At 58.8% G+C, this 20,868-nt stretch carries 19 protein-coding genes, 1 tRNA gene and 2 pseudogenes; 15 read left to right on the top strand and 7 right to left on the bottom strand.

What is annotated here, in order from left to right; translation table 11 throughout:
• Positions 1–20: 20 nt before the first annotated feature.
• The 3 genes from ACVWXW_RS01125 to hisB form a co-directional block, all read right to left on the bottom strand.
• Positions 21–704: a hypothetical protein gene (locus ACVWXW_RS01125; RefSeq protein WP_457402296.1), complete on the bottom strand. Its 684-nt coding sequence runs from the start codon at positions 702–704 to the stop codon at positions 21–23.
• 139 nt (positions 705–843) lie between these two features.
• Complete coding sequence (locus tag ACVWXW_RS01120; protein ID WP_457402457.1) at positions 844–1,080, bottom strand: alpha/beta hydrolase; 237 nt, start codon at positions 1,078–1,080, stop codon at positions 844–846.
• A 135-nt stretch (positions 1,081–1,215) separates the two neighbouring features.
• Complete coding sequence (gene hisB, locus ACVWXW_RS01115) at positions 1,216–1,836, bottom strand: imidazoleglycerol-phosphate dehydratase HisB (RefSeq protein ID WP_011432314.1); 621 nt, start codon at positions 1,834–1,836, stop codon at positions 1,216–1,218.
• A gap of 311 nt (positions 1,837–2,147) precedes the next feature.
• Between hisB and ACVWXW_RS01110 the strand changes: the two genes are divergently transcribed.
• The 6 genes and pseudogenes from ACVWXW_RS01110 to ACVWXW_RS01085 all read left to right on the top strand — a co-directional run.
• Entirely contained in the window at positions 2,148–3,563 is a 1,416-nt protein-coding gene (locus tag ACVWXW_RS01110) for a RecQ family ATP-dependent DNA helicase (protein ID WP_457402294.1), read from the top strand.
• 106 nt (positions 3,564–3,669) lie between these two features.
• Positions 3,670–5,517 (top strand): glycoside hydrolase family 3 N-terminal domain-containing protein, encoded by a 1,848-nt coding sequence (locus ACVWXW_RS01105; RefSeq protein WP_457402293.1) that lies wholly within the window; start codon positions 3,670–3,672, stop codon positions 5,515–5,517.
• A gap of 263 nt (positions 5,518–5,780) precedes the next feature.
• Complete coding sequence (locus ACVWXW_RS01100) at positions 5,781–6,110, top strand: c-type cytochrome (protein ID WP_049749615.1); 330 nt, start codon at positions 5,781–5,783, stop codon at positions 6,108–6,110.
• A 9-nt stretch (positions 6,111–6,119) separates the two neighbouring features.
• Complete coding sequence (locus tag ACVWXW_RS01095; protein WP_011432309.1) at positions 6,120–6,791, top strand: diacylglycerol/polyprenol kinase family protein; 672 nt, start codon at positions 6,120–6,122, stop codon at positions 6,789–6,791.
• Between the two features lie 71 nt (positions 6,792–6,862).
• Positions 6,863–7,000 (top strand): annotated as a pseudogene (locus ACVWXW_RS01090) (glutamate dehydrogenase); the annotation flags it as partial.
• A gap of 214 nt (positions 7,001–7,214) precedes the next feature.
• Positions 7,215–8,198, top strand: a pseudogene (locus tag ACVWXW_RS01085) (Glu/Leu/Phe/Val family dehydrogenase); the annotation flags it as partial.
• A gap of 54 nt (positions 8,199–8,252) precedes the next feature.
• Here ACVWXW_RS01085 and ACVWXW_RS01080 read toward each other — a convergent pair.
• The gene (locus ACVWXW_RS01080) at positions 8,253–8,612 is read right to left on the bottom strand and encodes a hypothetical protein (protein ID WP_414351532.1); all 360 of its coding nucleotides are present in this window, start codon (positions 8,610–8,612) and stop codon (positions 8,253–8,255) included.
• A gap of 324 nt (positions 8,613–8,936) precedes the next feature.
• A complete protein-coding gene (locus tag ACVWXW_RS01075; RefSeq protein ID WP_041436246.1) occupies positions 8,937–9,194 on the bottom strand; it encodes a helix-turn-helix domain-containing protein in 258 nt (85 codons plus the stop codon).
• 320 nt (positions 9,195–9,514) lie between these two features.
• Here ACVWXW_RS01075 and ACVWXW_RS01070 point away from each other — a divergent pair, with 320 nt between their 5' ends.
• The 5 genes from ACVWXW_RS01070 to ACVWXW_RS01050 all read left to right on the top strand — a co-directional run bounded on the left by ACVWXW_RS01070 (position 9,515) and on the right by ACVWXW_RS01050 (position 15,001).
• A complete protein-coding gene (locus ACVWXW_RS01070; RefSeq protein ID WP_457402291.1) occupies positions 9,515–10,624 on the top strand; it encodes an RpoD/SigA family RNA polymerase sigma factor in 1,110 nt (369 codons plus the stop codon).
• 330 nt (positions 10,625–10,954) lie between these two features.
• The gene (locus ACVWXW_RS01065) at positions 10,955–12,148 is read left to right on the top strand and encodes an RNA-guided endonuclease InsQ/TnpB family protein (RefSeq protein WP_457402289.1); all 1,194 of its coding nucleotides are present in this window, start codon (positions 10,955–10,957) and stop codon (positions 12,146–12,148) included.
• Positions 12,149–12,596: 448 nt separating this feature from the next.
• Complete coding sequence (locus ACVWXW_RS01060; protein WP_457402288.1) at positions 12,597–13,529, top strand: COX15/CtaA family protein; 933 nt, start codon at positions 12,597–12,599, stop codon at positions 13,527–13,529.
• Between the two features lie 53 nt (positions 13,530–13,582).
• Positions 13,583–14,575, top strand: coding sequence for a heme o synthase (locus tag ACVWXW_RS01055; RefSeq protein ID WP_457402455.1), 993 nt, complete (start codon positions 13,583–13,585; stop codon positions 14,573–14,575).
• 147 nt (positions 14,576–14,722) lie between these two features.
• Positions 14,723–15,001 (top strand): hypothetical protein, encoded by a 279-nt coding sequence (locus ACVWXW_RS01050; protein WP_457402286.1) that lies wholly within the window; start codon positions 14,723–14,725, stop codon positions 14,999–15,001.
• 461 nt (positions 15,002–15,462) lie between these two features.
• On the opposite strand, the gene ACVWXW_RS01045 is transcribed toward ACVWXW_RS01050, so the two are convergent.
• Positions 15,463–15,535, bottom strand: a tRNA-Ala gene (locus ACVWXW_RS01045).
• Between the two features lie 253 nt (positions 15,536–15,788).
• On the opposite strand from ACVWXW_RS01045, the gene sppA reads away from it, so the two are divergent.
• From sppA to pheA, 4 genes are all read left to right on the top strand, one after another.
• Positions 15,789–16,826 carry a signal peptide peptidase SppA gene (gene sppA, locus ACVWXW_RS01040; protein ID WP_457395024.1) on the top strand — a complete coding sequence of 346 codons (1,038 nt, stop codon included), beginning with the start codon at positions 15,789–15,791 and terminating at the stop codon, positions 16,824–16,826.
• A gap of 44 nt (positions 16,827–16,870) precedes the next feature.
• Complete coding sequence (alr, locus tag ACVWXW_RS01035; protein WP_457402283.1) at positions 16,871–18,145, top strand: alanine racemase; 1,275 nt, start codon at positions 16,871–16,873, stop codon at positions 18,143–18,145.
• Positions 18,146–18,328: 183 nt separating this feature from the next.
• A complete protein-coding gene (locus ACVWXW_RS01030) occupies positions 18,329–18,697 on the top strand; it encodes a late competence development ComFB family protein (protein ID WP_414330167.1) in 369 nt (122 codons plus the stop codon).
• Between the two features lie 13 nt (positions 18,698–18,710).
• Positions 18,711–19,697: a prephenate dehydratase gene (pheA, locus tag ACVWXW_RS01025; protein ID WP_457402280.1), complete on the top strand. Its 987-nt coding sequence runs from the start codon at positions 18,711–18,713 to the stop codon at positions 19,695–19,697.
• Between the two features lie 256 nt (positions 19,698–19,953).
• Here the strand turns inward: pheA and ACVWXW_RS01020 are convergent, their stop codons facing one another.
• On the bottom strand, positions 19,954–20,811 hold the full coding sequence (locus ACVWXW_RS01020) for a sulfite exporter TauE/SafE family protein (protein ID WP_457402278.1): 858 nt from the start codon (positions 20,809–20,811) through the stop codon (positions 19,954–19,956).
• Positions 20,812–20,868 lie beyond the last annotated feature (57 nt).

Here is a 20,868-nt window from a genome sequence, read left to right as displayed (position 1 = left end):
AGCGCAAACGAGATCTCCGCTCAGAGGTACTCAAGTTGAGCGTTCATCGCAGTCCATTTCCACCTGGGCTGCCTGCAAGGGATCCGTGAAATAGCCGGGCAACAGGCCGCCTGCAGCAATGAAAAGGTGTAGGTGATCAAGTCCAGTTTGGTGCTCAGCTTTACAAAAAAAGGCGAATCGGGCGAGGAGCCCAGGCCGGGCCGCAGCAACCCCACCACCACCGCCCCTGCTGCCACCGCCGCCCCCAAGGCACTCAGGGGTACGATGATCTGCCGCTGCCGCACCAAAAAAGCTTTTCCTCCCGGCAACTGCAGCCGCCCCAGCAGCAACAGCAGCAGGGCATAGGCAAAGCTGGCATAGCCAGCCAAAGAAGGGCTGAACCGCCGCAACGGCAACCGAGCCGGCGGGATCCCCTCCGCCAGGGCCGCCCCATTCACCGCCCCCACTGCCCCATAAAACCAGAGCAAGCCCAGCCCAAATAGAACCAGACCGACCACTCCCAAGCTGTACAGCCAGCGGGCCCGCACTTGCCGCTCCTTGATCCCCAGAGCCAGACATGACAACAGCGCCAACAGCACCCAGGCCCAGCTCAACCCTGGGATCCAACCCACCGCCAAAGTCTCCGGGATTCCCAACTGCTGCGGGTCGATGAGGCCAAAGGTTCCCGCCAGCACCCCTGCTCCGCCGAACTCCCGCCTCAGCATCCACTCAGCATCCACTAAGGGCAGAGCAAAAACAGCAAAACGGCGCTCAGATTGGTCAGCAACAGCAGCATGGGCAGAGATTCAGCAAAACCAAAGGGAATAATCCGAAAAGATAGCAGCCAGCCCTCTTCTCAGCTCCTCAGCTCAAGACACTTCTCACGGGAAAGTGTTCCGCACCTCTGCTGCGGACAAGGCCAGTTGGATCTGTTCTGGCCTCAGGTCTCGAATCAAAGTGGTGCGCAGAGGTGCTGGGATCAAAATCGCGTGTGAGCAAATCTGCCAAAGCTGCCTGCTGCTCTGGCGTAAGCCGCCGCAGATAAAAATCCAACTGCCGGCTCACCGTGCCATTGTGAGCAAACTGGGCCAGATCCTCCACGGGCAAGGAGAACTCAATCAAACAAAGGCGGCAGAAACACCCCCAAGCGCTCTGCACCCCCCATCTGGCCCAGACCGAAGAAAACTGTCCCCAATCCCAGAGCCAAGGCCAACAGTCTCCGTGGCCAGTTCATGCCTAGAGTACTCCCTTCGAACTGGGGATCCCTTCTTGTCGGCGGGGATCCCGTTCTACAGCCATGCGCAGGGCACGGGCAAACGCCTTAAAACTGGCCTCGACAATGTGGTGGGCGTTGAGACCGGCAGCTTGGCGAATGTGCAAGGTAAGCTGGGCGTGGTTGACCACCGCCTGATAAAACTCCCGCACCAACTGGGTTTCGTAGCGGCCAATGCGCTCTGTGGGCAGCTCCAGGCCATAGCTGAGGTGAGGGCGACCCGAAAAATCCAGCACCACCTGCACCAGGGCTTCATCCAAAGGCGCCCAAAAATGGCCGAAGCGATGAATGCCCCGCCGATCCTGCAAAGCCTGCGCCAGAGCCTGTCCCAGCGTGATGCCCACATCTTCGTTGGTGTGGTGATCGTCGATGTGCAGATCCCCTATGGCCTTGATCTGCAAATCGATCAACCCGTGGGTGCTGAGCTGGGCCAGCATGTGATCCAAAAAGGGGATCCCAGTATCGATCTCATGGCGCCCGCTGCCATCCAGGTTCAGATGAATTTGGACATCCGTTTCTCCAGTGCGACGGTGAACAGAGGCCGTTCTGGGCTGGAGCAGGCGCGAGGAGTCGAGGGCAGTCATGGGAAAAGTATCGAAGCAGGCGGGAAGTCCCAGCTCTAGGATCGCACAAGCCCGCCGCCATCGACACCTTCACCCATGCAGCAGGTGAGAATCCCTTCTCTGCCGGGGATCCTGATCCCAGCCCCCTGGACACGGGGATAGGTGTGACAGGGATCCCCTACAGGCAAGCCGGTGGGGCCGATCCTCTGCGCCCTCACCCCTTGGGAGAGGGGAGCTAGCAGGTTCAGCGGGATTTGAAATAGCCTATAAGACAGCTTCTCCCGAAATCGCTGTAGATTGCTGAAGGAAATTGTTGAAAAGGGGGTTGCCGTTTGCAAGATTGGCAGCAGATTCAGCGCGCCCTCAAGCAACACTGGGGTTACGAGAGGCTGCGCCCACCCCAGGATCAGGTGATCCGCGCTCTGCTGGACAAGCGCGACGCGCTGGTGGTGTTGCCGACGGGGTTTGGCAAATCCCTGTGCTTTCAGCTAGTAGCCCTGCTGCAAACAGGGGTGACGCTGGTGGTCTCGCCCCTGATCGCCCTGATGGAAGACCAAGTTCAGGATCTCTGGAAACGCAAGCTGCCGGCAGCCTGTCTCCACAGCGAACTGGATCCAGCCCTGCGCAAGCGGGTGTTGAAGGCCCTTGAGGAAAACCGACTGCGCCTGCTCTATCTGGGGCCGGAGACCCTATTCAGCCCCCCCGTTTGGCAACGGCTGCAACAGCCTCAGGTGCACATCAACGGCCTGATCGTGGATGAGGCCCATACGTTGGTGCATTGGGGGGGATCCTTCCGGCCCGACTACCGCCGTCTGGGATTGCTGCGCCCGGCTCTGGCCCCGGTGAAGCCCTCTTTTCCCATCGCCGCTTTTACCGCCACGGCTGACCCCCAAACCTGCAGCCGCCTCAGCCAAATCCTGGGGCTGCGGGATCCGGAGCACATTCGCGCCGATCCCCTGCGGGCCAATATCTCCCTCAATGTCGCGATAGCCTGGAGCCCGGCGGATCGCCGTCGTCGTCTGCTGCGATTCCTGGGCGAGAATCCCGGGTCGGGTCTGGTCTATGTGCGCACCCGACGGGATGGGGAAGAGCTGGCCGAGTGGCTGGGCCGACAGAACTTGAAAACCGCCACCTATCACGGGGGGCTGGAAGCGCGATCCCGCCGCCGGCTAGAACGATCCTGGCTGCAGGGGGAACTGCGCTTTCTGGTCTGCACCAACGCCTTTGGCATGGGGATCAACAAGCCGGACGTGCGTTGGGTGCTGCACTTTCATCCCCCGCCCACCTTGATGGATTATTTGCAAGAGGTGGGACGAGGCGGTCGGGATGGTGGCCCTTGCCGGGCCCTGATGCTGGTCTCGGAGCCGACGGGCCTGCTGGATCCCAGCGATCGCCGGCGCCAAGCCTATTTCTATTCCCAGCAGGAGCGCCTTCAGGCCCGAGCACGCCACCTGCTGCAAACCTTGCCTCAGCAGGGATCCTACGCCGACCTGCCGCCTGGAGAGGCACGGGTGGCCTTGGGTCTGCTGCAGGAGATGGGCTGTTTGCGGTGGCCGGATCCCTTTCACTTTCAGGTGTTGCACCGCCGTTGGCAGCCTTTAAGACGAGAGGATCCCTGGCAAGGGATGGAAGCCCTCATCCACGCCCGCGGCTGTCGGTGGCAGGCGATCTTGCCCTATTTTGGCTACCCTGGGGAGCAGCCCGGCCTGCCCTGTGGCACCTGTGACCGTTGTCGGCTTTCTCGTTAGCCCTCAACAGCCCGCTGCGAGCCGCAACCGGCAGGAGTGGTTATCATGATCTGCGTTTTCTGCAAAGGGAGCAGTTCCCCTTGCTGACGAACTTTCGGCTGTGCCTATGAGTGTTTCCGGATCTCCGCTTGAGGAACTGGATCGACCCTTATCCCTAGCTCGGCAGGTGGCGCAACTGTTGGTGGTGCCGGTCTCGGCCCGTCTGGGATCCCAGTCTCCTCCCCGAGAGATCCTCAAACGGCTTATCCAGGAGGTGGGGATCGGGGGCATCTGGCTCACGGATGGCCACGTGGCCGAGGCCCTGCTGCTGATCGAGGAGGCCCAGTCTTGGGCGGCTCTGCCCCTTTTGGTGGCAGCCGAGGTCGGGCGGGGGCTGGCCCTGCAGGGGGCGACCCCTTTCCCCCATCCTCTAGGGTTGAGCCGCCTGGGGGCGGAAGCCGAGCGCTGGGCCGAGCAGTGGGGGCGGATCACGGCGCGGGAGGCGGCGGCCATCGGCATCAATTGGTTGCTCAGCCCGGTGGCAGAGCCGCTGGGGGAAGGGGCGCTGGCGGAGGATCCCCTGTCTGCTTTGCAACTGGCGCGAGCTTTTGTGCGCGGATGTGAGCAAGCCACCCCGGGCAGCACAGGCGGGATCCTAACCACAGCCAGCTCTTTTCCGGGCAAAGGCTGGAGGGATCCGGTTCAGGCCGGACTGAAGCCATCCCCAAAGACAACAGACACCCCCTGGTGCCCCCGATTAACCCTGACCCTAGCCCAGCTCCAAGAGGGACCTTGGCTGCCTTTTCGAGGTTTGGTGGAGCAGGTGGGGGCGATCTTGGTTTCCCACGTGGTGCTGCCGGAGTGGGATGAGCGCTGGCCTATCACCCTGCTGCCGGGGCGGCTGACCCAACTGCTGCGCCAGGAATGGGGGTTTGGTGGGCTTATCGTCGTGGATAGCCTCGATCAAGGCTGCTTGGCAGAGCTGGCCAATGCTAACGGGCCCAACTCATTGGCCGTGCGGGCTTTCCAGGCCGGTGCCGATCTGATTCTGGCCCCCCCCGATCCAACGGCATCCTTGGCAGCCGTTTTGGAAGCGGTGCAACAGGGATCCCTCAGCACAGACCAGCTTGCCCAGTCGGTGACGCGGGTGCTGCGGGCCAAACAGCGACTCCTACCTGCCGCCTCAGCTCTCCTCAAACAGGTGTGGCCGGCCTTGGCGGAAACGGATTTCAGCACCGTTGGCGGATGGATGGGAGCCAAGGATCCCACAGATCCAGCCCTCAACCGTGGCTCTCCAGCCGAGCAACTGAAGCCTTTGCTGTTGGGGGATCCCATCTCCAAGGACAAGGACTCCGTTCCGCGGACGCGAACGGCGTTGGGAAAGTTGTTCAACAGGCGCTCCCACCTGACCTCTGCTCTGCACAGAGCCGCACAGCTAGGATCCCTCTTGGCCGAGAAGGATATCGCCCCCTGTCAAGCGGCTATGGCCCGCGGTGGCGTGGAAGGAGGCCGGCCCCTCAGCCCGCCCGCAGAGCCCGGATGGTTGAACTGGATCTGGCAGGATCCCCCCTTGGGTGCTGCCGATGTGCAGTTGCAGTCTCCCGCCCTCCATGTTCCGGCTGCCCTGGGCATGCTTCCTGTGCTCAGCGATGCCCTTACCCCCCTGCCTTGGTTGGAAGCCGCTCTAGACAACGCCCCAGGGTTGATTTTCCAAGGTTTCCTTGGGAATCCCTTGCCCAACTATGTGCTGGATTGGCTGCAACAGCATCGGGAGCGGGTGGCAGCCGTCGTCATTTATGGTAATTTATCTCTCTACCGCCGCCTGCAGGCGCACTTTCCATGGGCCAATGCCATCCACAGCCTCAACCGGGATCCCTGGGCCCAAGCGGAGGTGATGGGGCGGCTCTTTCCCAACCGTTCCCCCTCAGAGGGATCAAAGTCTCACGTGGCCCAGCCAACCATTAAGAAAAAGTAAATACCTTTACAGATTATTGGCAGGGAAAGGCTCCTGAGTTATCGTGTTGGTTGAAATGTAAAAGATTGAAACGGTTTCTCTCAGCGTTGTCTGTGCCTCCCTCCCTCTCAGACACTCCTCAATCCTGCAGCAGCCAGTCGTCAACTGGCAGTTGGGTTGAGTTTGAGCAAAAGCGACTTCAACCTCCATCCCAACGACGTTTACAACCCTTCCTCAAATCCTTGCAGCAGTTCTTTACAAGTGTCTGGTCTCAGAAAACTCGGCTGGGTCTTGCCCTCCTCGGCCTAGGGCTGGCGATATTGACCTGGGCTTGGCTAAGTGCTGAGGCTCGTCTGGATCCCTACACGGAAGCCGTCCTCAGCTTACAGGGGCAGGTTAGCCATGGTGCATCCTTGTTTGCCCTCAACTGTGCAGCCTGCCACGGAGAAGAAGCGGATGGGCGAGTGGGGCCCAGTCTGCGGGGGGTGAGCAGCCGCCGCTCGGATCGGTTTATTATTCAGCAGGTGACCGGTGGCAAAACGCCTCCCATGCCCCAGTTCCAGCCGGATCCCCAGGAGATGGCGGATTTGCTCAGCTACTTGAAAACCCTCTGAGGCCGTTTCATGGGCCTGGCCCAGCAGCTTGCTTGCTATGCTCTCTGGCTGGCCGCCGTATTTGCTTTTGCGGAATGGCTGCGCTCCCGGCAGGTGGACGGGGAATGGGTGCGCAAGGCCATTCACATTGGTGTGGGCAATATCATTTTGTTGGCTTGGGCTTTGCAAGTGCCTCGCTGGCTAGGGGTGGGATTCTCTCTGGTGTTTGCCGGCTTGGCGCTGCTCTCCTACCGGGTGGCCATCTTGCCCAGCTTGAATGGAGTCGGTCGCCGCAGCTTTGGCACCTGTTTCTACGCCGTCAGCATTGGCCTGCTGCTGTTTTGGTTTTGGCGTCCCCAGCGACAGGTCTTCGCGGTGATCGGCATATTGGTGATGACGTGGGCCGACGCCTTGGCAGGGTTGGTGGGCAAAACTTGGGGCAAACACCCCTACCAACTGGGATCCATTCAAAAAAGCTGGGAGGGATCCCTGACCATGTGGGCGGTGAGCAGCTTGGTGATTGCAGCTCTGCTGCTGGGGTACTTTGGCTTCTCCCCCCCTTTGCTGGCCATCAGCCTCTTGGTGGGGGGGATAACCATGGGGTTGGAGGTGTTCTCTTGGTGGGGGTTGGATAACCTGACCGTGCCCCTGGCCAGTGCCGGCCTCTGTTTTGTTCTGCTGCAGATCCTCAACTATTTGTAACGCTTGCTACGGAACGTTCCTCTCCGGTTCCCGGCGGTATAGTGTGGAAACAGCCCTTGCTTCTCTTCGCCATGGCTGCAAGTCCTGCGCTGGCCTCTTCTGCCCCTCCCTCTCCCGCCCATATCTGTCCCCTTGCCCAGGCCTGCAGCTACCTAGATTGGGCAGCTGGCGAGCTGAAACTGGATCCCGGCTGGGTGGCGATCCTCAGCTAGAAATTGCAGGAGCCCCACACTGTACCCGTAGGGTCGGTGTCGGGAGGAATGCTATAATAATACTGCGGACACCAGAAACGGTTGTTTAAGGCACTGGTAACGGTCGATTGGGGGTGCTGTAAACCACCCCAGAGGCTCGTGGTTGGCTTGCTAACTGCAGGGCTACTAAAAGCCCGCTCCGTACCGCCTAGCGGTTGGTGTCGGGTAGTTTACGACCTGGAAATGCGCCCTTATGGGCATTCCCTACGGTGGGGCCAAAGGGGGGATCCCTATCGATCCGAGGCGTTATTCGGTCTCGGAGCTGGAGCGCATTACCCGCCGTTACACCAGCGAGCTGATCAAGGATATCGGCCCTGCAGAGGATATCCCCGCTCCAGACATGGGAACTTCCGCCCGTGAGATGGCCTGGGTGATGGATACCTATTCTATGAATGTCGGGCATGCGGTGCCGGGAGTGGTGACGGGCAAACCTCTCTCGATTGGGGGATCCCGAGGGCGAGAACTGGCCACCGGACGGGGGGTGATGATCACGGTACGGGAAGCCTTGGCCCGACGCGGTGGATCCCTGGCAGGGGCAACGGTGTTAATCCAAGGTTTTGGCAATGTGGGCGGGGCAGCGGCCAGCTTGCTGCATGAGGCGGGAGCTAAGATTGTGGCGGTTTCCGGCAGTTCTGGGGGCCTTTATAACCCCAAAGGACTGGATATCCCCGCCCTCAAAGCTTACATGAAGGAACGGGGAGGCCGCATGGCGGGCTTTCCACAGGCTGAGCCCATCAGCAACGCCGACCTGCTGGTGCAAAAAGCGGATGTGTTGATCCCTGCCGCTCTGGAAAATCAAATTACCGAAGCCAATGCCCACCAAATTCAAGCCCGGATTGTGGCAGAAGCTGCCAACGGGCCAACCACCCTTGCCGCCGACCGGATTTTGGAATCGCGAGGGATCCAGGTATTGCCGGATATCCTAACCAATGCCGGTGGAGTGGTGGTGAGCTATCTGGAGTGGGTGCAGGGACTCTCTTACATCTTCTGGGATGAGGAGCGGGTCAATCAAGAGATGGAAGGTCTGATGGTACGTGCCTTTGAACGGGTGGTGCAGGAGGCAGAACGGCGGCAAGTGTCGCTGCGACTGGCTGCCTACACCCTGGGGGTAGGCCGAGTGGCGCAAGCCCTACAGGATCGCGGCCTTTACCCGTAGACCGGGAACTCTTGGCTCAACAAGCCTACTTGCCAAGGTTCGATTGCCCTTTTCTCAAGCCCGACGGCGTTCTTGCTCTTCCTGCTGCTGCCATTGCTTGAGCAGCTCTTTTGCCGCCTGCGGGGTAAAGTAGTCCAGCTCCATCAGCTTACGGTAGGTCAGAATTTGCCGCATCTCCAGGGGCATGTCTGCTTTTTGGTAGAAGTAGCGAATGCGATTGATGTTTTGCTCCATTTCTGTAAACTCTTGCTCCCGCTTGATCTGCCTTTCCTGCTTGAGCACTTCATGGGGAGCGGACAGGCGGCTGTAGTTGGGGATCCGTTGCGTGCCTGTGGTTTTGCTGGCAGCAGGCAGACGGTGGCCTCCGGTTTGTCGGCTGTTGGCCTTGTTGGAATTGAAGAAGAAAGAGAGCATCGGCAAACCTCACACAAACAGATAAACGGCGGGAGCTTAACGCCAAGTCAACAATATCAAGTTTAGGTGAAGAAGCCTGTGATCCAGATCCTTCTTGGAAAAACCCGTACTTCCGGCGCGGCGCTGTATCTCTCCGCCTCTCCTACCCCCTCGGATGGTTGAGGAAAAGCTGGGGTTTGGCCTCAAGCCAATCTATTCATGAGTCCAGCCTACCGTGTTTACACGGAAAATGACTGAGATCACGTCCGAGAGTACAAGGTATTTAAGTATCTTCACGTCCTTTTGTTCGGGATCCCTGTATCGGATGTACTTTCCCGCAGGCCGCTACAGGTGGGATTCATCTCCGCTCAGCAGCCAAGTGACCGATACCCCCAACGCCTTGGCAAAGGCCACCAGTTCCTTGTCGATGACGCGCCGTTTTCCCTTTTCCACCTGGCCAATTTTGACGTAGTCCAACTGCACACCGTACTTGGCCAAGCGACCCGCCAGTTGATCTTGGGTGAGTTGCAGCTTCTCCCGTACCCAGCGCACCCGCTCCCCAATCAAGTTGGCCGATGGATGGTGCCGGTCGTTAGACTCCATAGGAGCAGAAAGCCGTAAATATTCTTTTCCAGACTGAGGAAGTTGAGGGATCCTCACATGGTAGCCTGAGCTGGCAAGGTTCCCTTTTCCTGGGATCCCACCCGGCAGCCGTTGAGCTGACTGGCTCAGGAACAATCTTATCTCAAGGTCTAGATCGAAAATCGCTTACCGCTTTTTGGCGAGCGACCCCTTGCCTGCAAAGACTTGGCGGACGGGACCCCTGCTGTTCCCGCATCCAAGCGGAAAAATCTCCGGACAAAAAAGAGGGGCATGATCGATTTTCGCTCGCAGCAGCAGCAGAAACCTTTTTAGACTGGGAGATGAAGTTCTCTCCTCACCTGGCTGTGGTTTTTTCTCGTCCTCATCCTGAACACTCTGTCTCTTCGCCTCAGGAGTTCGACGATCTCTGGTTCGACCCCGAGTCTGCCCCTCAAGACGACCTCGCAGAAGTTGACTCAGAGCCAGGGGCCGGCGGATCCCGGTTGAACGAGGACGCTGTCGATCACTACCTGAATACCATCGGTCGCGTGCCCCGCATCGATCACGCTGAGGAAATCGAGCTGTCGCGCAAAATTCAGCAAAAGCTCCTCATCGATCAAGCCCGGCAGGAATGGCGGCAACGGCGGGGGGAGGATCCCAGTGACGAGACTTTGGCCGAGGCCCTGCAGATTTCCGTATCCACCCTACGCTCCCGCATCCGACAAGGGGAGCAGGCTCAGCGCAAGCTGATCAACGCCAACCTGCGCCTGGTGGTCAGCGTTGCCAAGAAATACCTCAATCGGGGGGTGCCCTTTTTGGATCTGATCCAAGAGGGCAATATCGGGTTGATCCGGGCCACCGAAAAATTCAATGCGGAGCGGGGGTTTCGCTTCAGCACCTATGCTCATTGGTGGATTCGCCAAGGCATTACCCGTTGCATTGCCAATCAAGCACGGACGATTCGCCTGCCGGTACACATGGTCGACAAAGTGCGCCTGCTCAAGCGCACCAACCGCGAGCTGATGAAGCTGCAGGGGAGGCGGCCCACCGAAGCGGAGCTGGCAGAAGCCTTGGGCATTAAAGTCAAGAAACTGCGCATGATCCAGCAGGCTGCTGCTTTGCCCCTGTCGCTGGATGTGCCGGTCGGCCAGGAAGGAGAAAGCCGCCTTGGAGATTTGCTGCAAGATGAGCGGCAAGAGCAGCCCTTTCAAGGGATCCTCGTGCAATCGATGCAGCAGGATGTGCGTTCTGCCATGCAAACCCTGAAGCCGATTGAGAGGCAAGTGCTGGAGTTGCGCTATGGGTTAGACGGGCAACAGGCAAGAACCCTGCGGGAGGTGGGGGATCACTTCAACCTAACGCGGGAACGGATTCGTCAGATCGAGCGGGATGCCCTGCGCAAGTTGCGGGTGGGATATTCTTCGCGGGCTTTGGCCCAGTACATTCGCTAGTGGCTACAGGCCTGGCAGACCGATTTCCGGGCCAGCTTCTGCCCAGGGATAGCCTTTTTTCAATCTTCTTGGGTTGAACACCATAGCCCCTTGCAGCGGCGATGATAAGGATCCCTTATCCCCTGAGCCTATTGGGGCTGATGACCCCCCGGCTACCTCATCTTCACGACCAGAGCCAGTGGGAAGGACTTTGGCAGCTAACCTCTTTGGTCGTTGAGGAGTTGGCTGATCGGTTTCCTCTGGCGCTCAGCTAGAAATCGCAGGAGCCCCGCACTGTACCCGTAGGGTCAGTGCCGGGAGGAATGCGCTTTGATGAAGTACAATGAACTTATGAGCCAAATCCTGACCATATCCTGCAAGCTCAAGGTGTCCCCGTCGCAAGCCGCTAAATTGGACGCGACGATGGATGCCTTTGTGCAGGCACTGAACTGGGTCAACCAGAACACGCCGGAGAAGATCGTCAATGCGGTCAAACTGCAGTCCCTTTGCTACTACGAGATTCGCGCCCGATTCGGCTTGTCCAGTAACTTGGCCCAGCAGGTCTGCAGACGGGTGGCCGGCGCCCGCAAAGTGGCGAGACAGCGCAACCGTCCGGTTAAAGAGTTCAAGCGTAGGTTCGTTACCTACGACGCACGTATCTTTTCATTCCGCGAGAAAGACTGGACGGTGTCGCTGACCACGGTGGAAGGGAGAGAACGCTTTGAACTAGCCATTGGTAACTACCAGAGGGGAATGCTGGCTGGCTCTAACCCCAAATCGGCCACCCTAGTCCAGCGGAAGGACGGCTCCTACTACATCCAGATTTGCGTAGAGAAAAACCCGCCCAAGCAACAAGATACCGACAGGGTGATCGGGGTGGACTTGGGCAGGACGGATATCGCCCATACGTCAGAGGGGGACAATTGGAATGGGCAGCAGTTGAACCGAGTCCGCGACCACTACTCCAAGCTGAGGGCGGCACTCCAACGCAAAGCCAGTAAGGGCACACGCAGTTCGCGGCGCAGATGCCGTCAACTGTTGCAACGGCTGTCTGGCAAGGAGAGACGCTTTCAAACGTGGGTCAATCATCGCATCTCCAAAGTTATTGTCTCCAGGGCAAAAGCTACCAACAGCGCTATCGCCCTGGAAGACCTGACAGGGATCCGGGAAAGGGTCAATCAACAGCCGCGGAGCAAAGCCGAACGGCGCAGGGCCAACGGTTGGGCGTTTTATCAACTCCGTCATTTTCTGGAGTACAAGGCTCTGCGTGCAGGGGTTGCCTTGATTCTGGTACCGCCTGCCTACACGTCGCAGACCTGCCACCGGTGTTTGCACATTCATCCCGACCCTGCGCAATCCTACCGCAGTGGAAAGAAGTTTAAGTGTAGGCACTGTGGATGGGAAGGAGATGCGGATTTGAATGGTGCGAATGTGATTGCGCTTTTGGGGGCTGTCGTAAACCAGCCTAGAGGTTCGGGCCTGTTTTGTTCTCTGGCAGAGCAGAGCAGGCTCAGGGCTACTGAAAGCCCGCTCCGTACCGCTTAGCGGTCGGAGTCGGGTAGTTTACGCATTGTAGTCATTCCAAACGAGATTGAGACACTCCCGTTGCCGCCCAAACGCTTCGCGCCGCTGCCGCGACCCCTCTCCCAGGGGGAAAAGGATTGGTCTGCTGGCTTGACTTCCCAGAGGTGCCTAGGATTCGGAACACCTGTGCGCCGAGAAAGAAATTCTTAAAAAGCCTTCGCCAGCCACAAAACCGCATTTAGGATTGGCTTCGAGGAATAGTCAGCGAGTAACCTGCGTCTTTGTTTCCAGATGGCCCGATACCAAGCCGGCTAGGCTTTTTTAGCCCAGCCTCTTTTTCAGTGCAGATGCTCGAGCCGTCAGCCCAGTCTTTGCTATGCCTTCAACTGCAATGGATTCTTCGATCTTTCATCAATCCCAACCTTCTTCCCAGCGGAATCCTGTGCTCTCAGACAAGCTTTCCCTGCGTATGGGACAAGCCCTACTGGGGTTAGCATTGGCCACTTGGCTGCTGATGGGGTTAGGCAGTGCCACCCGCGTCATGAATGCTGGGCTGTCCTGTCCAGATTGGCCCCTTTGCTACGGGGCAATTGTGCCCAGCCAGCAGATGAACCTACAAGTCTTTTTGGAATGGTTTCACCGCATGGTGGCTTCTGGGGTAGGCTTGGCTACCTTGGTTCTAATGGGGTTTGCTTGGCTGAAGCGTCAGGCATTGCCCACTTGGCTGCCCTGGGGTTTGAGCTGGGCTTTTGTTCTGGTCTTGACGCAAGGGATCCTGGGTGGGCTGACGGTCACGGAGCTGCTGCGCTTTGATATTGTGACGGCCCACTTGGGCACGGGCCTGCTGTTTTTTGCCACTTTGCTCACCCTGGGATTACTGATCTGGACAAAAGCCGGTTCTAAGGACTCCATCCTGCCGCTGCGACTGGGTGAAGGGCCATTTTCCGTCGGCTACTTGCCTTGGCTGGGCTTGGGGGCGGTGCTGCTGGTGTATGTCCAGAGCCTTCTGGGCGCCTTGGTGGCCTCCCAATGGGCTTTGCATCAATGCTTTGCTGCCGGCGAGCTGTGCTGGGTGATGAATAGCCACTTGCTGGGGGTTGCTCCGGCCACCCTTGGGGTGTTGGCGGTAGCGGTGGCCACCGGGCTGCGGCGCAAGCGGATCCCCCGCCTTCTCAAGTTCTTGGGCCATGGGTCTGTTGGCCTGCTGTTGGCCCAGGTGGGGATCGGTGTTTTGACCTATCATTACCGGCTGCAGGTAGAACCCCTAACGGTGGCCCATCAGATGATGGGGGCAGCTTTGCTGGCCTGTCTGCTGGGTTTTACGGTGCTGGCCTGGCGAATGCGAACCCAGGGGGAAGAAGGCCAGTGGATGGCCATGACCGCAGAAATGACCGGTGAGTGAATTTCATGCAAGATAGCGTTTTAGTCGACCGTCAGGCTTCCTACCAGAACCCGATGGGGGGGATCCCCTCTGAGCAGAGCCCATGTGCTCTGGGGTGCGAGCGCCAGGCGCTTGTCCAGGTTTTGCGCAGCTACAGCCAGTTGGTGAAGCCCAAGATCATCGCCCTCTTGCTGATGACGACGGCTGGGGCCATGTGGATGGCAGGCAACACCGACCCGTTCAGGTTTTTCATCACCCTTTTGGGGGGAGGAATGGCGGCGGCGGCAGCCAACGTCATCAACATGGTGTATGACACCGATATCGATCGGATGATGGAGAGAACCCGCCATCGTCCCCTGCCTTCCGGTCGAATCCGGGCGCGGGATGCTCTGATTTTTTCGGGGATCCTGGCTTTGGCTGCCTTTGGGTTGTTGGCTATTTTCACCAACCTGCTGGCTGCCGGTTTGGCCATGTCGGGGATCCTGGTGTATGTGGGGGTCTATACCCACTGGCTGAAGCGTTCCAGCACGCAGAACATCGTCATCGGTGGAGCGGCAGGAGCCATCCCGCCTTTGGTGGGCTGGGCAGCAACCACAGGCGAGCTCAGCTGGGCCGCGTGGGTGATGTTCGCCATCATCTTTTTGTGGACTCCACCCCACTTCTGGGCTTTGGCCATTCTGAAGCGGGAAGACTACGCTCGCGCGGGGGTGCCGATGCTGCCGGTGGTCGCGGGCGAAAGGATCACTGCCGCGCAGATTTTGCTCTACGCGCTGCTGATGGTTCCGGTCAGCCTGTTGCTGGTTTACCCATTGGGAATGCTGGGATCCTTTTATCTGAGCGTCGCGGCGCTGCTGGGATCCCTCTTGGTTTGGAAGGCGGTGCAGTTGCTGCAGGATCCCTGCGACCGAGATCGGGCGGCCTCGCTCTTCACGTTTGCCAACCTGTATCTGCTGCTGTTGTGCGGGGCCATGGGTCTGGATAGGTGGTCGTTAACCCACACCCTCTGGAGCCAGGCCACTGCGTCCCTCCAAGGGATTTACACCACCCTCATAGCGCTGGCCAGCTGACTTGCGCGAATGGGGGATCCCTGGGTTGATAACCCCCGTTGGCCAGCCGGTTTTTCCTCAAAATTGCGGCCCATTCTCAGAGAGTGACACTCCATACCGTGCAGGGTAGAATGAGCTAATCATTAGCCAAGCAAGACACACCCGGCCATGACCAATGAGGAAATTGAGACGCGGTTTGTCCAGTTGGCCGAAGCTGTGACCAAGGTGGCTGATACAGTTGCCAAGGTTACCGATGCTCAGCTTGCCTTGCAGACTCTTTCGGGGCGTCTCGCTGAGGTTGTCCTGGAATTGCGGCAGGAAGTGCGGGAATTGCGGCAGGAGCTGAGAGAATTGAGGCAGCGGCAGGCTGAATCGGATCAACGCTTTGAGGTTCTCCTTCAGGAAATCCGCTTCTTGATCCGCCGTCAGGGAGAGGAGCAAGCGTGAGTTGGGAAATCGCCTGGTGGAAGCCCCTGAGATAGGTCAGGATCCTCTCCGTGGAAAGGGTGAAAACAGCGGAGGATCCCTTGCTGCCTAAGGTTTGCTCCCAAGCAGAATACTTTCATTATTTCAAACAGCAATGAAACGGCTTGCTGCGTCGATCCCTAACTCCCCTCTCCCAGGGGGAGAGAAGCCGGAGGTGAGGGAAGGCCGCCTTACAGGAGAGGAGTTGGGGGTAGATTTTGCCGAGCCTTTGTGGACACTTAAGAAGCCCAGAAGCCTTGCTGGATAGGACTGTCTGGGCTTGGGGAGATGTTGCTGAACCGTTTCGCAACGCATAGTCACTTATCTCACCGTCAAGGTGAAACAAACAACCGCTTGCTTCCTGCTAAGGCCTCCGGCCCGCTAGTGCAAGCAGTAGAAATAGATGGTAATAGAAGCCACGACTGCTATCGGCCCTCTGGGGATGGAGCTTAGCGGACTTGAACCGCTGACCCCTTCAATGCCATTGAAGTGCTCTACCAACTGAGCTAAAGCCCCAATCACTTGGCTTCGAGCCAGAATCCCGCTCAAGGATCCTACCCTCTACTCCAGCTTACACTGGCAACCTGCAGAAGATGCCTCAGCGGTAAAAAACGCTGGAACCTGATCGTAAATAAGTGGAGGATCCTTGTCAATAGCTTGGATGGCTCAACCGAGATGAGGAGTTTGCTTGGTTCTCAGCCTTTTGGTGTCAGACGTTGCGAGAAGCCCACGGGGTGGTAGAACGGAGTCAGTGGCAATTGAGGGGCCTGTGACACAAGAAACTCAGCTTAACCGCATTTTGGCGGCTTCTTTGCTGGTCGTCTGCCTTATTGCGGCCATTGTCGGGGGCACGCGCCCTGCCCCAGAGCCTACCCGAGGCGGGGTTGGCCTAGAGGCTGCACGGGGGGCGGAGCGCATCGAGGTGGTCACCCTGGAAGGAACGATAGGCGGCCCAGGGGGTTCGACTTTGGTAGGCCTGCCCACTTCTCCTGTGGAACAGTTGCGGGAGGCAGCACGGGATCCCTCTGTCAAGGCTGTATTGCTGCGCATCAACAGTCCCGGCGGAGCTGTGGGATCCAGCCAGGAACTCTACCGTGCCGTAACCGCTCTACACGGAGCAGGCAAGCCGGTGATCGCTATCCTAGAAAACATTGCTGCCAGTGGGGGGTACTACGTGGCCAGCGCTGCCGACAAAATCTATGCCAACCCTGGCACCCTGACCGGCAGCATAGGGGTTATCATCAGCGGCCTCAGCTTTGGTAAGTTGCTGGAGAACTACGGCATAGAGCCGCAGACCTTCAAAACCGGCGAGTACAAAGACCTTCTCTCTCCTTTCCGCAGTGCCACTCCTCAAGAGCAGCGCCTTCTGCAAAACTTGGTGGAGGATACCCTCGAGCAGTTCATTCGCGATGTGGCCCAAGGACGCCAGCACTTGCCAGAAAAGGCAGATGAGGTGCTGGAAGCAGAGATGATCGCGCGACGGCAGAGCTTGGATGAAGACCGGGTGCGACAATTGGCCGATGGACGCATCTTCACCGGGGCGCAAGCTGTGGAGGTGGGCTTGGTGGATGCTTTGGGGGGGTACACGGAGGCGGTGGAGGATCTGCGGCGCATGACCGGGGATCCCTCTTTGTCGCCGGCGGGTGAGGGAGAGGGCTTCCAACGAGTACTGCGACGCCTGTTAAGCCAAGGACTGTCCTCGCAAAGGCAAGCCGCTTGGCTGGGCCGGCTGTTGGAGAGCAACGAGGCTGTTGGGATCCCAGACGTGCCGTTGCTGTGGATGGCGCCGGAGTGGACTTTGCGCTAAACCTAAATCTAATCAGGACGGGTTTTGGGTGTGGGGGGTGAACGGTGAATCGAGAACCGGTCGCGCCGGCGGCGCAGGGCACTTTGAGAGCAGCTGCTCTGGGAGTGCAGGGCAATACTTGGAGAGAGGGATCCCAGAAGGCCAATTCCTTGGCGGAGCTGGATTGGGCCATCGACCTGGAGCTGTTGACCAGTCGGGCTTGGGTGGAAATTGACGCAGCCCAGCTGCGAGAAAACCTGCGGCTGTTGCAGAGGCGCCTAGGCTCAAACGTCGAGATCTGGGCGGTGGTGAAGGCCAATGCCTACGGGCATGGGGCGCAGTTGGTGGCTCCCGTGGCTGTTGCGGCTGGGGCCAAGGGGCTATGTGTGGCCACCCTGGCCGAAGGGATCGAGTTGCGGCAAACGGGGCTGCAGGCTCCGGTTCTGGTGTTGGGAGCTTTGAATACTTGGGCGGAGCTACAGCAGGCCATGGCAGCCCGGCTGGAGGTCAGCCTCACCTGCACAGACCAAATCCCGCTGATGCGCCAGGTAGCCCGTTGGGCCGGGCGCCCCGTCCCGGTGCATGTCAATGTGGATACGGGTATGACCCGTTTGGGGATCCCCTGGAAGAAAGCTGCAGCCGTGTGGGGGCAGATTTGTCGGATCCCGGAGCTGGAAGGCTGTAGCTTGTTTTCCCATTTGGCGACGGCGGACGAGCCCCATTCTCCAGTCATGGAACAGCAGCACGCCCGCTTTGCCCAGGTGGTGGAACAGATCCGCCAAGCCGGGGATCCCTTACCGGCGCTGCATCTGGATAACTCAGCCGCCGCTCTGGCCCATCTCCACTACTCCCGTGTGCGCCTGGGACTGGCCCTCTATGGCTTGTCGCCTGCCCCCCACTTGCAACTGCCGGGTCTGCAGCCGATTCTGCGACTCAAGGCGCGGCTGACCCACATCCAAACTGTGCCTGCCCAGACCGGAGTGAGCTATGGACATCGCTACATCACCTCTCGCCCCAGTCGCATTGCCACTCTGGCCATCGGCTATGCGGATGGGATCCCACGGCGGCTTTCCGGCTGGCTGCGAGGATGGGTGCGCGGCGGCTTGATCCAACAGGTGGGCACAATCACGATGGATCAATGTATGTGGGATGTAACCGAGAGGCCGGATATCCAGGTGGGGGATGTGGTGGAGCTGCTGGGCCCCAATCTGGCAAATGCGGGTTTATCTGTGCAGGATTGGGCCGATCAGTTGGGTACTATTTCCTATGAGTTGCTGTGTGGACTTTCTGCCCGTCTGCCAAGAGTGTTGGTTAATTCTCTGGGTTTTGATGATGCCTGACACGACAGATTGGATTGCCTCAAGCACGGATAGGAGCGGGCCAGAGGCTGTTTGCGTCGGCAGCAGAGGGCTTGACTTGACGTGTCAACAGAGAGTAGAGCAGCATCGAAGGTAATCGAGGGCACTCCTGATCACTGAAAACAGTGACTTGGCGGCGGATTCGGTTCCCATTGGGAGGTAGCGATGGCGGAGCAACATAAGCCTCTGAAGAGCCTGGAAAATCAAATGGAACGGGCTGTTCTGGAGATGGTCAATGAAATCCTGCTGATGGAGAGTCAACAGCGCTACTGCTTCTGCGAGAAATTCTGTAACGATGCTGCCGCCCTGGCTTTGAACAACCTCCAGCCTCGATACGCCACCAGTTTTCACGGCTCTCTCCGAACTTTAGAAGCCATTCAAGCGGATCAGGAGTTGCAGAGGCTGATCCGGTTGGAGGTGGTGAAGGCCATGGACAAGGTGGCGGCCAATCCCCGTTGCCCAGAACCTGAATGTCCTTTGCTGCTGCGCGACGCCGAGACGATAGAGTTAGAACTGGCCCCTAGCGACAATTGAAGGAATGGCTCTGATGGAGCTGCGCTCCGCTAGCGCGAACGTTTCCCCTTCGCCAGTGGCCTTCCTCGGCCCTGCTGGAACCTACACAGAGTTGGCAGCTTTGCTGGCCTGCCCTGAGCAGCCTCACCTGCACAGCCAGGGATCCCACCCCTTAGTGCCTTATCCAACGATCAGCGCCTGTCTAGAGGCGGTAGCTGCCGGCCAGCAACAATGGGCGGTGGTGCCGGTGGAAAACTCGGTGGAGGGGGGGGTCTCGATGACCTTAGACGCCCTCTGGCAACTGGAGGGGCTAGGGATCCGGCAGGCGCTGATCCTGCCCATTCGCCATGCCCTCATCGGACGTGCCTCGCGGTTGGAGCAAATTGAGCAGGTCTACTCCCACCCGCAAGCTTTGGCCCAATGTCAGGCTTGGCTGAGATCCCATCTGCCCCAGGCCACTTTGATCCCAACCCGCTCGACCACCGAAGAATTGGATCGCCTGCAGGAGCAGCCCAGCGCCGCCGTCATCGCCTCAGAACGAGCTGCCACCCTCTACCAACTGCCGGTCTTGGCCTGCCCGATCAACGATCACCCCGACAATTGCACTCGCTTTTGGGTTATTGGCCGTGCGCCGCTCTCGCGTTCCGGTCAACAGGGTGAAACCTCTGCCGATCCTGCTTCTCCGGGGGGATCCCATACTTCCTTGGCCTTCAGCCTGCCCCACAACGTGCCGGGAGCACTGCTGAAACCTCTGCAAGTGTTTGCGGAGCGAGGCCTGAATATGTCTCGCATTGAGTCGCGCCCCACCAAAAAATCGGCAGGGACGTATGTCTTTTTTGTCGATTTGGAGAACCCTATCGGCCAACCCTATTTGGATGCCGAGGTGGTTGCGGCACTGGAATCAATTGCTGAAACCTTGAAGCTCTTCGGCAGCTACCCTGTGCATGACCTCTGCAAACAAGGGGATCTATCCCAAGTAGCAAAAGCCCTGCCCTCTGAGGGGAAAGCGCGTCCAGCGTAGCCAAGTCTTTCAAACCGTTGAATCCATCTGAGTCATCAGGCCCGAAAGCTGGGAGCGACACCCGATAGAGTCATTTCAGGTTAGGGTGAGACGCCTGGGCTGCTGATCGCGCCAGCGGGACGGAGTCCTTGAAAAGCCTTTTGGATCAGTGCATGCAACATTTTGGGTTTGAGTTCAGTGTCCCAGTTTAAATCCAAATGACCGTAGCTTGGAACCAGGACTGCTGTCCCGAGCACTGGGGCAGACCAGGATCACTTCACAGAGCTCGATAACCTTGCCAGGCTTGCCAAAAAATGTAAAGAGAAAGAATGGTCAGGAAGCCCCGAAACAACAGACTGACGGTTTCATCGGGCAATTTGGGCAGGGTGCGTGTGCTAATCTGTACACCGATTAACCCCCCTGTGCCCAAGATTAAACCTGGGATCCAGAGCACATTCTGGTGGATGGTGCCGTCCCCGAACCCCAGGCCATTCCAGATCCAATCGCTGAGGCCCGCATGGCTGGCAGTGGCAGCAACTGCTGTGATCACAATGGCCCCCAGACTGGTCTGAATCGCCACTTTGATTGTCTCTTTCAGCAGCAGGATCTGCATTGGCACCAGGATCACCCCACCGCCGATGCCAAACAGCCCGGCCAACAAACCGGCAGTGCCGCCGGTCAGGGCGCGGGCTAACCAGGGAGACATCTGCCCTGAGGACTCCGTCCCGCTGAGGTGCTCGGCACCGCTGACGTCAGCCCCCAATTCTTGGGCCTGGATAACCACCTTTTTGTTGAGTTGCACCAGGTAAGTGTTGGCCAGCAGCAACACTCCAAACGCTGCCAACAGCAGATAGCTGGGAAGGCGACTGGCGATAATTGCTCCTACTTGAGCCGTAAGCAACGCTGGGATCCCCAGCAGGATCACCCGTTTCAAATCCAGCATGCCCATCCGCCAGTTTTGGATGCTGCCCGCAATCGAGGTCATAACGATGGAAAGGTTGCTGGTGGCTGCAGCTTGAACCGGTGGGATCCCCAAGCTGACCTGTAAGGGCACCAGGATCGTTCCACCGCCAATGCCCAGAACCCCGGCTAGGATCCCTGCCACCAAGCCCCCAACTGCCAAGGCCAACTCCATCCCCTACCACTCCCCACCGCTGCTCTATCTTGCTGGCCAAAAAGCCGCCATCATCGT

The organism is Thermostichus sp. MS-CIW-30 (genome assembly GCF_054058015.1).
Note: the sequence above shows the minus strand (reverse complement) of the source record. Positions and strands in the feature narration are given on the sequence as shown.

Bases quoted from the DNA above. Each gene is read 5' to 3' on its own strand.
- ACVWXW_RS01125 (WP_457402296.1), bottom strand. From the start codon at position 704: ATGCTGAGGCGGGAGTTCGGCGGAGCAGGGGTGCTGGCGGGAACCTTT.
- hisB (WP_011432314.1), bottom strand. From the start codon at position 1,836: ATGACTGCCCTCGACTCCTCGCGCCTGCTCCAGCCCAGAACGGCCTCT.
- ACVWXW_RS01105 (WP_457402293.1), top strand. From the start codon at position 3,670: ATGAGTGTTTCCGGATCTCCGCTTGAGGAACTGGATCGACCCTTATCC.
- ACVWXW_RS01095 (WP_011432309.1), top strand. From the start codon at position 6,120: ATGGGCCTGGCCCAGCAGCTTGCTTGCTATGCTCTCTGGCTGGCCGCC.
- ACVWXW_RS01080 (WP_414351532.1), bottom strand. From the start codon at position 8,612: ATGCTCTCTTTCTTCTTCAATTCCAACAAGGCCAACAGCCGACAAACC.
- ACVWXW_RS01075 (WP_041436246.1), bottom strand. From the start codon at position 9,194: ATGGAGTCTAACGACCGGCACCATCCATCGGCCAACTTGATTGGGGAG.
- ACVWXW_RS01070 (WP_457402291.1), top strand. From the start codon at position 9,515: ATGAAGTTCTCTCCTCACCTGGCTGTGGTTTTTTCTCGTCCTCATCCT.
- ACVWXW_RS01065 (WP_457402289.1), top strand. From the start codon at position 10,955: ATGAGCCAAATCCTGACCATATCCTGCAAGCTCAAGGTGTCCCCGTCG.
- ACVWXW_RS01060 (WP_457402288.1), top strand. From the start codon at position 12,597: ATGGGACAAGCCCTACTGGGGTTAGCATTGGCCACTTGGCTGCTGATG.
- ACVWXW_RS01055 (WP_457402455.1), top strand. From the start codon at position 13,583: ATGGGGGGGATCCCCTCTGAGCAGAGCCCATGTGCTCTGGGGTGCGAG.
- ACVWXW_RS01050 (WP_457402286.1), top strand. From the start codon at position 14,723: ATGACCAATGAGGAAATTGAGACGCGGTTTGTCCAGTTGGCCGAAGCT.
- ACVWXW_RS01030 (WP_414330167.1), top strand. From the start codon at position 18,329: ATGGCGGAGCAACATAAGCCTCTGAAGAGCCTGGAAAATCAAATGGAA.
- pheA (WP_457402280.1), top strand. From the start codon at position 18,711: ATGGAGCTGCGCTCCGCTAGCGCGAACGTTTCCCCTTCGCCAGTGGCC.
- ACVWXW_RS01020 (WP_457402278.1), bottom strand. From the start codon at position 20,811: ATGGAGTTGGCCTTGGCAGTTGGGGGCTTGGTGGCAGGGATCCTAGCC.